This window comes from Nonomuraea sp. NPDC047529, assembly GCF_040642995.1.
GTDB lineage: Bacteria > Actinomycetota > Actinomycetes > Streptosporangiales > Streptosporangiaceae > Nonomuraea.
On the sequence record NZ_JBEYTJ010000009.1, the window covers coordinates 271,787 to 284,481 of the forward strand.

A 12,695-nucleotide genomic window follows, 5' to 3' on the forward strand; every position below is an offset into this window, starting at 1 on the left:
CGTCGCCCGAGTCCCCTTCTGGCTGGAGTCGCCCAATGAGTTTCCTCAACATGCTCACGAATCTGCTCCCCACCCTCCTGACCGCCCTGCTGCTCGTCGTGGGCGTCGTCATGATCGGGATGAACAGGCGGCACGTGGGCCGCGCGGCCGTCCTCGGCATGTCGGGATGCGGGCTGCTGCTGATCGGCACGCTGATCAACCTCGTGCTGAGCCTGCTGACGCAGATGCTGATCGAGTCGTACGGCAGCAGCATGATGGCCGTCCTGCCGTTCGCGTACCTCATCTCCTCGCTCTTCCACCTGGTCGGCATCGGGCTGCTGATCTGGGCCGTCGTCGCGCGCCGGAACGCGCCGCAGCAGCCCCCGGCCGGCTGGCAGCAGCCCCCGCAGCAGTACCACCAGCCGTACCAGCAGCCGTACCAGCAGCCCGCCCCCCAGCCGGGCCCCCAGGCCGGTCCTCAGGCGGGTCCCCAGCCCGGTCCTCAGGCCGGCTGGCAGCCGCCTCAGCCTCCCGGGGGCGATCAGAGCGGTTACTGAGCCTTCCGACGTCTGGACGGCATTTCACCGGCAAGTATGACAATGTCGGCGTAACCCACCTCCAGCGCCGCGTCTGAGGGGATCATGAAGCGAGAGCCGCAGGAGCCGGATCCGAACCAGACCGTCATCCACCGCGTCCCCCATCCGGAGCAGACGTCCCTGCCCCCGCAGGGACCGCCGGACGCGCCGTACACGCAGAGCCTGCCCTACACCCCGGACATGCTCCCCGACGTCCCCCTGTACGAGCCCACGCCGCCCCCGAAGTCGGCCTGGCGGTGGGTGATCCTGGTGGGCGGGCTCCTGCTGCTGGTCGCGGTGCTGGCCGTGGGCACGGTCCTGTGGGTGCGCGGCCAGGCGCCCTGAGGCCCGCATGAAACTCCGGGTCAGGATGTGCGGGTGAAGTCCATCGTCCAGTTGGTCTCCCATGTCTCGCCCTCGTCCGCCGAGAACGACTGCTCCCACCTGGCCCGGTGCTCGTCCACGACGGTCCAGAGGAACCGGCAGCGCACCGGCCGGCCCTCGTGGGTCTCCTCGCCGTGGAACTCGCCCCGGTTCCCGGTGAACGCGCCCACCATGGGCCGGGTGTCCAGCGTGCCGCTCGCGCTGCTGGCCCAGTAGATCGACCACTGCCCCGTCCGGGGGTGGTGGACGCGTACGGTCATCCCGTGCCATCCCTTGGTCGGGAAGGCGATCTCGTCGACGCTGGCCGCGCCGTCGAAGTGCCGGGTCGCGACCGACCGGCCGGGGAACTCGTCCCATTCGTCGCTGCCGGACAGCGGCTTGACGAGCCTGCGGTTCAGGACGTCCCAGGTGCCTGCCAGGAAATCGAAGTCGTTCATGTGAGCGAACGTACGGCCGGGTCACTGACATGTAGTGTCAGTGACCGTGCGCGCCTCCCGCCTGGTCTCGATCCTGCTGCTGTTGCAGACGCGCGGCCGCATGACGGCCCACGACCTGGCCGAGCGCCTGGAGGTCTCCGTACGCACCATCTACCGCGACATGGAGTCCCTGCACGCCGCCGGCATCCCCCTCTACGGCGACGCCGGGCCCAACGGCGGCTACCAGCTCCTCGCCGGCTACCGCACCCGGCTCACCGGGCTGACCACCGACGAGGCCGAGTCGTTGTTCCTGGCCGGCCTGCCGGGTCCGGCGGCCGAGCTGGGACTCGGCGCGGTGGTGACCGCGGCCCAGCTCAAGCTGATGGCCGCGCTCCCCGTCGAGCTGCGCGACCGCGCGGGCCGCATCCAGGAGCGCTTCCACCTCGACGCGCCCTCCTGGTACCGCGACGCCGAACCGGTCACCTACCTGCCCGCCGTGGCCGACGCCGTGTGGAACGAGCGGCCCGTCCAGGTCACCTACCGGCGGTGGAAGGCGCCGCAGGAGGTGGAGCGGCGGCTGGAGCCGTACGGGCTGGTGGTCAAGGCGGGCCGGTGGTACCTGGTGGCGCGCTGCGGCGAGCACGTACGCACCTACCGCGTCTCCCAGATCCTCGACCTGCACGCACTCCCCGGCACGTTCGCCAGGCCCGAGGGCTTCTGCCTGGCGGACTACTGGCAGGGCTACCTGGCCGAGTTCGAGGCCAGGCTGAGGCGCGGCGAGGCGGTGGTCCGGCTGTCGCCACGTGGCCTGGAACGCCTGCCCGACCTCATGACGCCCGGCGTCGCCGCGGCGGCGCGGGAGACCGCCGAGCCGCCGGACGCCGAGGGCTGGACGCGGGTCACCGTGCCGATCGAGTCGATGGAGCACGCGCTCGGCGAATTCCTGCGACTGGGCACCGACGCCGAGGTGCTGTCCCCGTCCGCGCTGCGCGAGGCCCTGGGCGCGGCGGCGGCGGAGCTGGCCCGGCGCTACGCCTGACGGAAACTTTCACGCCCCCTTCTCGGCCCGCGCAGGTCAGAGCCCTGCCGAGGGTCCGGCCGTTGCCATGCCGAAAGTTTCTCTTCATACTCGCAATATTTCAGGCGAACGAGAGGAACCCGATGAACCTGAGAGCTCGACTGGCAGGCGCCGTGATCGCTATCGCGGCGCTCGCCGTCGCGGGCCTGATCACCGCTCCTCCGGCCGCCTCGGCGCAGCTCACCGAGGTGACCGGCTTCGGCACCAACCCGACGAACCTGCGCATGCACCTGTACGTCCCCGACGGCGTCGGAACCCGTCCGCCGGTGCTGGTCGCCGTGCACTACTGCACCGGCTCCGGCCCCGCCTTCTACTCGGGCACCGAGTTCGCCTCGCTCGCCGACCGCTACAAGTTCATCGTGATCTACCCGTCGGCGACCAGGAGCGGCTCCTGCTTCGACGTCTCCTCCCCGCAGGCGCTGCGGCACGACGGCGGCAGCGACCCCGTCGGCATCGTGTCCATGGTCCGGTACGTCCAGCAGCGGTACGCCACCGACCCCGCCCGCACGTACGTGACCGGCGCCTCCTCCGGCGGCATGATGACGAACGTGCTGCTGGGCGACTATCCGGACATGTTCCAGGCAGGGGCGGCGTTCATGGGCGTGCCGTTCGGCTGCTTCGCCACCACCGACGGTTCGAGCTGGAACAGCGCGTGCGCGAACGGCCAGATCACCAAGACCCCGCAGCAATGGGGTGACCTGGTACGAGCCGCCTACCCCGGCTACACCGGCGCTCGCCCGCGCATGCAGGTGTGGCACGGCACCGAGGACTCCACCCTGCGCTACCCGAACTTCCAGGAGGAGATCAAGCAGTGGACGAACGTCCACGGCCTGCCCCAGACCCCGAGCCTCACCGACCAGCCCCAGCCCAGCTGGACCAGGACCAGGTACGGCGGCACGGGAACGACCGCCCAGGTCGAGGCGGTGAGCGTCCAGGGCGTCGGGCACAGCCTGCCCACCGGCGGGATGGCCGCGGCCGCCGTCGCCTTCCTCGGCCTGACCACCGGCGGCCCGACCCCGACCCCGACCCCGACGCCCACCCCGACGCCCACCCCGACGCCGACGCCCACGCCCACGCCGACCACGAACCCGCCGGGCGCCTGCCGCGTCTCCTACACCACCAACGCCTGGAACACGGGCCTGACGGCGGACGTCACGATCACCAACACCGGCGCCTCGACCCTGTCGTCATGGGCGCTGGGCTTCACGCTGCCCCCGGGCCAGACCGTCACCTCGGCCTGGAACGCCACGGTCTCCCCCGCGGCCGGCCAGGTCACCGCCAGGAACGTCGCCTACAACGCGACACTCGCGCCCGGCGCGTCGACGTCGTTCGGATTCCAGGCGACGCACACCGGCAACACGGCCGCGCCCGCCGCCTTCACGCTGAACAACAGCCCCTGCAACTGACCGTTCGTCCTGGGAGCCGTTCAAGGGCCGAGCCCCACCGGGTTCGGCCCTTGGAGGCCACTCGAACCAGGGAAAGAAACTGTGTGGAGCTATGGGGATTCGAACCCCAGACCTCCTCCATGCCATGGAGGCGCGCTACCAACTGCGCCATAGCCCCTGGTCACCGCTTCGGGTCCACCCGTTGCGGCGCTCCGAGAGCATATAGCCATCCGCGCCCTTTCGCCTAATCGCCCGACCGCCGTCCCGCTTGCGCCCGCGCCACCAGCACGGCGAGCCCGTCGAGCTGCCTGCGCAGCCCGAACTCGAAGACGGAATCCAGGTCCAGGTCGAGGCCGGGCGCGGTGACGACCTTGGCCAACGTGGGATAGGCCCCGGAGCTGAGCAGTTCCCCCAGTTCTCCCTCGTGCTCGCTCATCCACTCGTCCTCGGTGACCCCGGTCTCGGTACGCGCCTGCAACTCCGCCTCCAAGCTGACGGCGTTGCCCCGGATGAAGTTCACCAGCGCCACGACGGCGTGCAGCATGGTGCCGGCGTCGAGGCCGAGCCCGTCCAGGGCGCGCAGCAGCCGCTCGGTGTGCGCCATGCCATGCGGTACGAACTGCGGCCGGGTCAGCGAGACCGCCTGAGCCAGCCACGGATGCCGCAGATGCACCCGCCACAACTGCCTGACCTCCAGCTCCAGCTGCGGACGCCAGCCACGCGGCACCTGCCCCGCGGGCGGCTCCTCGCCATGGACGGCGTCCGTCATGAGCAGGACGAGCTCGTCCTTGCCCGCCACGTGCCGGTACAGGGACATGGCCGAGACGTCGAGGTCGGCGGCCAGCCGGCGCATCGACACGGCGGCCAGCCCCTCCCGGTCGGCGACCCCGATCGCCTGGCGCACGATGCGCTGCCGGGTGAGGTCCTGCGCGGCCCGCCGTACGGGCCCGGCGACGACGGTCCCGACGCCCGGCACGGCCCGGGTGAGCCCGTCCTCGCGCAACCTGCCCAGGGCCTTGGTCGCGGTGGCCATCGCCACCCCCCACTCCCGGATGATCTCCCGGGTCGACGGCACCCGGTCCCCCGGGGCCAGGTCGCCGTCGGTGATGCGATCGCGCAGTTCGTCCGCGATCCGCAGATGGACGGGCCGGTCCACGGCCACCCCTTTCCCGCACTAGTGCACCAGGCGCGGCACCCCTGACGGCACCTCACCGCCGCACTAGTGCGCCGGGCGCCCCTCTTGCCTGCTCCGAAACCCGAACCTACGGTACGCGTACAACGTACAGAGCGCACTATCAAGGGAGGCCACCGTGAAGGCCGTACTCATCTCCGGCGGCGGCGTCGCCGGGCCCACGCTCGCCCACTGGCTGGCCCGCCACGGGTTCCGGCCGACGGTCGTCGAGCGCGCCCCCGCCCTGCGCACCGGCGGCCAGGCCGTCGACTTCCGCGGCGTCCCGCAACTGGAGGTCCTCAGGCGCATGGGCGTGCTGGACACGATCAGGGCCGCCCAGACCGGAATGGGCGACATCGCCATCGTCGACGGCGACGGCAGACGGCTGGCCGGGCTGCCGTCCGAGGTGTTCAGCGGCGAGGTGGAGATCCTGCGCGGCGACCTGACCCGCATCCTGAACGAGGCCGCCCCCGCCGAACGCCTCTTCGACGACTCGATCACCTCCATGACCGAACGCCCCGACGGCGTGCACGTCACCTTCGAAAAGGCCGCGCCCCGCACGTTCGACCTGGTCGTGGGCGCGGACGGCATCCGCAGCAAGGTACGCGAGCTGGCCTTCCCCGCCACTCCCCTGCGCCATCTCGGCTTCTACGGCGCGATCTTCTCCGTCCCCGGCACGTACGGCCTGGACCATGACGGCCTGATGCACAACGTGCCGGGCCGCTGCGCCACCATTGTCAGGACGAACGGACGCACCAGGGCGGCGCTCGACTTCGCCACACCCCCGCTCGACCTCGACCACCGCGACCAGGCGGCGCAGCGGGCCCTGATCGCGCGGGCGTTCCGGGGAGTGGGCTGGCAGGTGCCGTCGCTGCTGGCGGCCATGGAGACAGCCGAGGACTTCTTCTTCTGGCAGGCCGCCCAGGTCGTCCTGCCCCGCCTGTCGTCCGGCCGGGTGGCACTGGTCGGCGACGCCGGGTACGCCCCCGGCCCCGGCGGCATGGGCACCGGGCTCGGGGTGGTCGGGGCGTACGTGCTGGCCGCCGAGCTGGCCGCCGCCCCCGACGACCATGCGGCCGCGTTCGACGCCTACGAACGGCGGATGAGGCCGTACGTCCAGGTGTGCCAGAAGCAGGCCGAGGGGGCCGACAAATACCTTGTGCCGGGCACGCGGTCGCGGATCTGGCGGCGGAACCAGTTGATGCGCATGCTGCCGTACCTGCCGGGCAAGGGCATGGTGAAGCGGATGACGGAGAAGGCCGCGAGCGCCATCACGCTGCCGGAGCACACCCGGCAGGGCGCCCGCCGCCCCGCGCGGCCGGCCTGAGCCGGTCGGCTACACGACCGCTTCGGGGCGGTCGTCGCTGCTGATGGGCTCGGGAAGGGTGCCCGCGTTGTGTTCGAGCAGCCGCCAGCCCTGACGGCCCTCCTGCAGGACCGACCAGGAGCAGTTGCCCAGCCCGCCCAGCGTCGGCCACAGCTCCTCGGGCAGGCCGAGCAGCTCGCAGATGCCGAGGCGCAGCGCGGCGCCGTGCGAGGCGACGACCAGGAGCCCGTCGTCGTCGAGCCGGGACGCCCACTTGCGCATGGAGGTCGCCACCCGGACCGCGACCTCGGAGACGGGTTCGCCGTCGGGGGCCTCCCAGGCGACGTACTCCTCGGGCCAGCGCGCGGCGATCTCGTCGCGCGTCAGCCCTTCCCACTGACCGCCGCCGCGTTCGCGGAAGTCCTTGTCGACGCTCACGTCGAGCCCGACGAGCCGCCCGAGCGCCAGGGCCGTGTCATGGGCGCGCTGGAGGTCGGAGGAGACGATGAGGGTGGGCCGCAGCGAGGCCAGCAGCGAGGCCGCCCTGGCCGCCTGCGCGACGCCGGTCTCGTCGAGCGGGATGTCGGAATGCCCCTGGAAGCGGTGCTCCACGTTCCACAGGGTCTGTCCGTGGCGGAGGCAGACGATCCGCCTGCTCAACTGCGGGCCCGCTGCATGTTGGCGAGCATGACGCTCTCCGGCAGGCTGATGGCCGGGCAGTCCTTCCACAGGCGCTCGAGCGCGTAGAACGTGCGGTCTTCCTCATGCTGGACGTGCACGACGATGTCGATGAAGTCGAGCAGCACCCAGCGGCCCTCGCGCTCGCCCTCGCGGCGCACGGGCTTGGCGTCGGCCTCGGTGCGCAGCCGGTCTTCGATCTCGTCGACGATGGCGCGGACCTGGCGGTCGTTCGTGGCTGAGCAGAGCAGGAAGGCGTCGGTGATGACGAGCTGCTCGCTCACGTCATAGGCGAGGATGTCATCGGCCAGCTTGTCGGCCGCGGCCTCGGCGGCGATCTGGACGAGCTGAACGGATCTGTCGGATGCGGTCACGATGCGGGTCTGTCCTCCTGTGTCGGCAGCATGCCCATATACCGAGGGTACCCTTCCAGGCCGAAACCCCTCACCCACGGCACGGAGAGCTTCAGCCTTCCCCGTGATACAACCCTCGTTTGTTGATGTACTGCACGATTCCGTCGGGTACCAGATACCAGATCGGCTCCCCCTTGGACACCCGCTGACGGCACTCCGACGAGGAGATGGCCAGCGCGGGAATCTCCAGGAGTGTCACCCTGCCCTCGGGCAGTCCCGGATCGTGCAACGTGTGCCCCGGACGCGTGCAGCCCACGAAGTGCGCCAGCTCGAACAGCTCGTCGGCGTCCTGCCAGCCGAGGATCGCGCCGAGCGCGTCGGCGCCGGTGATGAAGTAGAGGTCCACCTGCGGGCCGTAAACGGTGGAGATGTCGCGCAACGTGTCAATGGTGAAGGTGGGGCCGGGGCGGTCCACGTCGACCCGGCTCACGGAGAAGCGGGGGTTGGAGGCCGTCGCGATGACCGTCATCAGATAGCGGTCCTCGGGGGCCGACACCTCGCGTCCGGACTTCTGGTACGGCCGCCCGGTCGGCACGAACACGACCTCGTCGAGGTCGAAGTGATGGGCGACCTCGCTTGCTGCGACCAGGTGGCCGTGGTGGATGGGATCGAACGTCCCACCCATCACACCTACCCGCCGCTTCCCCTGGATACCAGGCGCGTTCATCATGAATCGGACCTTACGTGGACGTGGTACCCGAACATGATGGCACCCCCCTTGGTGATGTCCGCGCATCCCCTCCGTTGCGGACGTAGCATGCCGGGCATGACGACCACCCCGGACCGCAACCGCGTCCAACTGCCCGGCATCTCGTCCCGTGCCTACGAACACCCCGCAGACCGGTCCGCCCTGGTCGCTCTGCGTAAGTTGAGTGGGTTCGACACGGTTCTCAAGCAGATGTCCGGCCTTGTAAGTGAGCGCCGACTTCGCCTGATGTATCTGGCGTCGTCCGTGCGCGTCAGCGAGACCCAGTTCCGTGCGCTGTACGACATGGGCCGCGACGCCGCCTACACCCTCGACCTGCACCGCATCCCGGAGATCTACGTCCAGCAGGACCCGCAGGTCCAGGCCAAGGCCATCGGCTTCGACGACCCGTTCATCGTCGTCACCACCGGCCTGCTCAACCTCATGGACGAAGAGGAGCAGCGCTTCGTCATCGGCCACGAGACCTCCCACATCCTGTCGGGTCACGCGGTCTACCGGACGATGCTCGACATCCTCACCCGCCTCGCCACGCGCGTCGCCTGGATCCCGCTCGGCTACATCGGGTTGCGCGCGATCGTCGCGGGCCTGGAGGAGTGGTATCGCAAGTCGGAGCTCTCCTCCGACCGCGGCGGCCTGCTGACCGCCCAGAACCCCGACTCGGCCAAGCGCGCGCTGATGAAGCTCGCCGGCGGCGCCTACACCCACGAGATGAACATCGAGGCGTTCCTGGCGCAGTACCAGGAGTACGACACCGCGGGCGACCTGCGCGACGGTTTCCTCAAGGTGCTCAACCTGCTCGGCACCACCCACCCGTTCGCCGTGGTGCGCGTGGCCGAGCTCGACAAGTGGCAGCGCAGCGGCGAGTACGACCGCATCATCGGCGGCGACTACCCGCGCCGCGAGGACGACGCCAACGCACGGGTGACCGACGAGATCAAGGCGGCGGCCGAGTCCTACCGCGCCTCCTGGTCGCAGTCGCAGGACCCGTTCATCGGCGTGCTGCGCGACGTGGCCGAAGGGGCGGTGAACGCGGGCGAGCGCATCTTCAACCGCTTCTCGCGCCGCGACGGCGGCCAGGGCTGACCGGCCGGCCGGCCTCGCCGTCTGCGGCAGCCTCGCCGTCTACAGCAGAAGGGCGATCGCGCGCACGGCGGCCGCGCACAGGGCGACGAACCCGCCCAGCACGGCCAGTGCGCGCAGCCCTTCCCTGCGCAACTCCGGCAGCTTGCCGCCGATCCGCTCGATCTCGCGCCCGGTGATACCGCCGCACAACATGCCGAACACCACCGCCGCGACCGTCACGGGCGCCGGCTGCTGCCACCAGTCGGAGTCGATCTGACCGCCCCCGGTCACCCAGAGCGCGCCGCCCGACGCCACCGCGACGGGCACCCCCGGCCACACCACGGCGGTCGCCGCCGCCCCGGTCAGCGCGAACGGGAACAGCAACACGCGCAGCGCGATCCGCATGCGACGCGCGCTGCGCTTCCTGACCAGCCAATGGCTCATCCAGAGCGTCCTGGTCAGCACCACGAACGCCGTGGTGATGGCGATGGAGGCGATCGGCCAGATCACCGACGTCACCACGCACGGCACCGCCAGCACCGCGAGCAGCAGCAGAGCGGTGTTGCCCGCGGGCAGCGTGGTCGGCGACTCGGCCCTGAGCCTGCCCCGCCGGCCGCCGTCCTGTGACCTGCTCCGCACGGCCGCCGTCGCCCGCGCGCGCGGGCCCGTCTTGGGCTCCGCGCCGGTCCTGGACCGGGACGCGGCGGCCTTGCCGTCGGTGCCGGTCCTGCCCCTCGGCGGCGGAACCGCGCCGTCGGCCCTGACCCGCGTCCCGTCGGCGCCGGTCCTGGCGCGCGTTCCGTCCGCTGCGGTTCTGGCGCGGGGGCCGGGGGTCGAGCCGTCGGTGCCCGTCCTGGTGCGCGATCCGGAGGCCGCGCCGTCCGTGCCCGGCCTGGGGCGCGTGCCCGAGGCGGCGCCTTCGGCCCGGCTCCTCGCCGCCGGCGGCTCGGTCCGGTTCCTGGGTACGGACGGCTTCCCGTCCACGCCGGTACGCGTGCGCGGCACGGGCGTCTTGCCCTCCGTGCCGGTCCGGCCGCGTGGCGCGGGGATCTCGGCCGCCGCGCCGTTCGCCCGGCTCCGCTCCCTCTCGCCCCTGGACGCCTCCTCGGCGGCCGCGGGCGCGTCGCCGTCGGGGCCGCTGGTGGCCTTGGCCAGCCGGGAGAGCCGGTCGGCCAGCAGCGCGGCGGTGGGCCGCTTGCCGGGCTCCCGGTTGAGCGCGGCCCGCACCAGCGGCAGCAGCGCCACCGGCACGCCCTTGAGGTCGGCCTGCCCGTTCAGCACCGCGTACATCTGCGCCTCGGCCGTGCCGCGCCCGAACGTGGGCCGCCCGGTCGCCGAGAACGCCACGGTGGCCGCCCAGGCGTGCACGTCGGCGGGCGAGTCGACCTGCTCGTCGGCGAAGATCTCGGGCGCGGTGTAGCCGGGCGTGCCGAGGAACGTGCCGGTCATGGTGAGCCTGGTCGCGTCGAGCACCTGCGCGATGCCGAAGTCGATGAGGACCGGCCCCTCGGTGCCCATGATGATGTTGCCCGGCTTCAGGTCACGGTGCACGACCCCGGCCGCGTGGATGATGGCCAGCGCCGCCGCGATGCCCTGCGCCATGTGCACGAGCTGCCCCAGGTCGAGCGGCCCGCTCTGGCGTACGCGCTCCAGCAGCGTGACGCCCTCGATGTGCTCCATGACCAGGTACGGCCGGGCACAGCTCAGATCGGCGTCGAGCACCTTGGCCACGTAGGGGCTCTCGACCCTGCGCAGCGCGCGCACCTCACGTTCCAGCCTGACCCGGGACATCTCGTCCTCGGTCAGGTCGTGGAGGACCTTGAGTGCGACCTGCTCGCCACGGCGGGTGGTGGCGAGGTAGACCTCGCCCATCCCTCCTCGGCCGAGCCGCTCGACCAGGCTGTACGGCCCGACCTTGCCGAGCTTGCTCACCGTCCCTCCCCGCCCGGCGCGCCCATAAGGGACACAACCCTAGCGCTGGGACGACAGTTGACGCCCGCGGCGCGCCGGAGCCGTTGAACCTTTATCGGTGTGAACGGTCGGAGAGCATGCTGTCGAACTCGGCCGTGGGTTCCTCGGACAGGGCCTTGCGCCCCTTCCTGCGCCAGTTGACGTGACCACGGCGCTCCAGCCAGAGCAGCAGGCGGTCGGCGCCGAACAGCACCGCGGCGGAGAAGACAAGGGCGACGACAATTTCCATGACACCCAGTCAACCCAGGCCGCGGGCCGCCGGTCAGCCCGACACGCCGACTAACCGCAAGCCGGGCCGGGCACCACGGTGCCTTCTGACGTGCGCAGATGCCCTTCTCCTGTGTAGACCCACTTGGTGGAGGTCAGCTCCGGCAGGCCCATCGGCCCGCGCGCGTGCAGCTTCTGCGTGGAGATGCCGATCTCCGCGCCGAACCCGAACTCGCCCCCGTCGGTGAACCTGGTCGAGGCGTTCACCGCCACGGCCGCCGAGTCGACGAGCGCGACGAAGCGGCGGGCGGCCCGCTGCGACCGGGTGACGATCGCGTCGGTGTGCCCGGAGCCGTAGCGCCGGATGTGGGCGACGGCGTCCTCCAGCGAGCCGACGACGGCGGCGGCGATGTCGAGTGACAGGTATTCGGTGAAGAAGTCGTCCTCGGTGACCGGCACGACCTCCCCGTAACCGGCGATCCGCTCGTCACCGTGGACGGTCACCCCCGCCTCGGCCAGCGCCCGCAGCGCCCTGGGCACGAACGCGTCGGCGACCCCCTCGTGCACGAGGAACGTCTCGGCCGCGTTGCACACCGACGGCCGCTGCGCCTTGGAGTTGACCAGGATCTGCACGGCCAGGTCGAGATCGGCCTCCGCGTCGACGTAGACGTGGCAGTTGCCCACGCCGGTCTCGATCACCGGCACCGTGGACTCCTCGACCACCGAGTTGATCAGCGCCGCGCCGCCGCGCGGGATCAGCACGTCGACCAGCCCGCGGGCGCGCATCAGCTCCTTGACCGAGTCGCGCGTCCGGCCTGGCACGAGCTGCACCGCGCCGGCGGGCACCTGCGTGCCGGCGAGCGCGTCCTGCATGATCCGCACCAGCGCCGTGTTGGAGGAGTAGGCGCTCGACGAGCCCCTCAGCAGCACCGCGTTGCCGCTCTTGAGGCAGAGCGCGGCGGCGTCGACCGTGACGTTGGGACGCCCCTCGTAGATGATCCCGATCACGCCCAGCGGCACCCTGACCTGCCGCAGCTCCAGCCCGTTGGGCAGCGTGCTCCCCCGGACGACCTCGCCGACCGGGTCGGGCAGGTCGGCCACCTCCCGCACGGCCTCGGCGATGGCCCCGATCCTGGCCTCGTCGAGCCGCAGCCGGTCGACCATCGCCTCGGACGTGCCCTGGGCCCGCGCCCGCTCGACGTCATCGGCGTTGGCCTCGACGATCTCCGCCGCGTGCGCGACCAGGGCGTCGGCGATCACCCGCAACGCCCGGTCCTTCGGCGCCCGCGGCAGCGGGGCCAGCTCGGCGGCGGCCTCTCGTGCCGCGCGGGCGACCTTCAGGAACTCCTCGGACATCGCGTGCT

General features: G+C 71.5%; 14 protein-coding genes and 1 tRNA gene. 6 read left to right on the top strand and 9 right to left on the bottom strand.

Annotated features, from left to right (window positions below):
* Window positions 1–50 precede the first annotated feature (50 nt).
* Window positions 51–536 carry a hypothetical protein gene (locus ABZ815_RS17450; RefSeq protein WP_357698880.1) on the top strand — a complete coding sequence of 162 codons (486 nt, stop codon included), beginning with the start codon at window positions 51–53 and terminating at the stop codon, window positions 534–536.
* Between the two features lie 84 nt (window positions 537–620).
* Window positions 621–899, top strand: coding sequence for a hypothetical protein (locus ABZ815_RS17455; protein WP_357698882.1), 279 nt, complete (start codon window positions 621–623; stop codon window positions 897–899).
* 20 nt (window positions 900–919) lie between these two features.
* On the opposite strand, the gene ABZ815_RS17460 is transcribed toward ABZ815_RS17455, so the two are convergent.
* Window positions 920–1,375 carry a hypothetical protein gene (locus ABZ815_RS17460; protein ID WP_357698885.1) on the bottom strand — a complete coding sequence of 152 codons (456 nt, stop codon included), beginning with the start codon at window positions 1,373–1,375 and terminating at the stop codon, window positions 920–922.
* A gap of 46 nt (window positions 1,376–1,421) precedes the next feature.
* On the opposite strand from ABZ815_RS17460, the gene ABZ815_RS17465 reads away from it, so the two are divergent.
* Together ABZ815_RS17465 and ABZ815_RS17470 are read left to right on the top strand one after the other, a co-directional pair.
* On the top strand, window positions 1,422–2,393 hold the full coding sequence (locus tag ABZ815_RS17465) for a YafY family protein (protein WP_357698887.1): 972 nt from the start codon (window positions 1,422–1,424) through the stop codon (window positions 2,391–2,393).
* Window positions 2,394–2,545: 152 nt separating this feature from the next.
* Window positions 2,546–3,838: a PHB depolymerase family esterase gene (locus ABZ815_RS17470; RefSeq protein WP_357698889.1), complete on the top strand. Its 1,293-nt coding sequence runs from the start codon at window positions 2,546–2,548 to the stop codon at window positions 3,836–3,838.
* An 84-nt stretch (window positions 3,839–3,922) separates the two neighbouring features.
* Here the strand turns inward: ABZ815_RS17470 and ABZ815_RS17475 are convergent.
* Together ABZ815_RS17475 and ABZ815_RS17480 are read right to left on the bottom strand one after the other, a co-directional pair.
* Window positions 3,923–3,995: transfer RNA gene (locus ABZ815_RS17475), tRNA-Ala, on the bottom strand.
* 66 nt (window positions 3,996–4,061) lie between these two features.
* A complete protein-coding gene (locus ABZ815_RS17480) occupies window positions 4,062–4,973 on the bottom strand; it encodes a TetR/AcrR family transcriptional regulator C-terminal domain-containing protein (RefSeq protein ID WP_357698891.1) in 912 nt (303 codons plus the stop codon).
* 154 nt (window positions 4,974–5,127) lie between these two features.
* Between ABZ815_RS17480 and ABZ815_RS17485 the strand changes: the two genes are divergently transcribed.
* Window positions 5,128–6,315 carry an FAD-dependent monooxygenase gene (locus ABZ815_RS17485; protein ID WP_357698893.1) on the top strand — a complete coding sequence of 396 codons (1,188 nt, stop codon included), beginning with the start codon at window positions 5,128–5,130 and terminating at the stop codon, window positions 6,313–6,315.
* 9 nt (window positions 6,316–6,324) lie between these two features.
* Here the strand turns inward: ABZ815_RS17485 and ABZ815_RS17490 are convergent, their stop codons facing one another.
* The 3 genes from ABZ815_RS17490 to nadD all read right to left on the bottom strand — a co-directional run bounded on the left by ABZ815_RS17490 (window position 6,325) and on the right by nadD (window position 8,055).
* Window positions 6,325–6,954, bottom strand: coding sequence for a histidine phosphatase family protein (locus ABZ815_RS17490; RefSeq protein ID WP_357698895.1), 630 nt, complete (start codon window positions 6,952–6,954; stop codon window positions 6,325–6,327).
* Complete coding sequence (gene rsfS / locus ABZ815_RS17495; protein WP_357698897.1) at window positions 6,951–7,346, bottom strand: ribosome silencing factor; 396 nt, start codon at window positions 7,344–7,346, stop codon at window positions 6,951–6,953. The genes ABZ815_RS17490 and rsfS overlap by 4 nt, the downstream gene beginning before the upstream one ends.
* 91 nt (window positions 7,347–7,437) lie before the next feature.
* On the bottom strand, window positions 7,438–8,055 hold the full coding sequence (gene nadD, locus ABZ815_RS17500; RefSeq protein ID WP_357698899.1) for a nicotinate-nucleotide adenylyltransferase: 618 nt from the start codon (window positions 8,053–8,055) through the stop codon (window positions 7,438–7,440).
* Window positions 8,056–8,142: 87 nt separating this feature from the next.
* Here nadD and ABZ815_RS17505 point away from each other — a divergent pair, with 87 nt between their 5' ends.
* Window positions 8,143–9,174: a M48 family metallopeptidase gene (locus ABZ815_RS17505; RefSeq protein WP_357698901.1), complete on the top strand. Its 1,032-nt coding sequence runs from the start codon at window positions 8,143–8,145 to the stop codon at window positions 9,172–9,174.
* 39 nt (window positions 9,175–9,213) lie between these two features.
* Here ABZ815_RS17505 and ABZ815_RS17510 read toward each other — a convergent pair whose 3' ends face one another.
* From ABZ815_RS17510 to ABZ815_RS17520, 3 genes are all read right to left on the bottom strand, one after another.
* Window positions 9,214–11,085 (bottom strand): protein kinase, encoded by a 1,872-nt coding sequence (locus ABZ815_RS17510; RefSeq protein ID WP_357698903.1) that lies wholly within the window; start codon window positions 11,083–11,085, stop codon window positions 9,214–9,216.
* 91 nt (window positions 11,086–11,176) lie between these two features.
* Complete coding sequence (locus ABZ815_RS17515; protein WP_357698905.1) at window positions 11,177–11,353, bottom strand: hypothetical protein; 177 nt, start codon at window positions 11,351–11,353, stop codon at window positions 11,177–11,179.
* Window positions 11,354–11,403: 50 nt separating this feature from the next.
* Window positions 11,404–12,687 carry a glutamate-5-semialdehyde dehydrogenase gene (locus tag ABZ815_RS17520; RefSeq protein ID WP_357698907.1) on the bottom strand — a complete coding sequence of 428 codons (1,284 nt, stop codon included), beginning with the start codon at window positions 12,685–12,687 and terminating at the stop codon, window positions 11,404–11,406.
* Window positions 12,688–12,695: the final 8 nt, after the last annotated feature.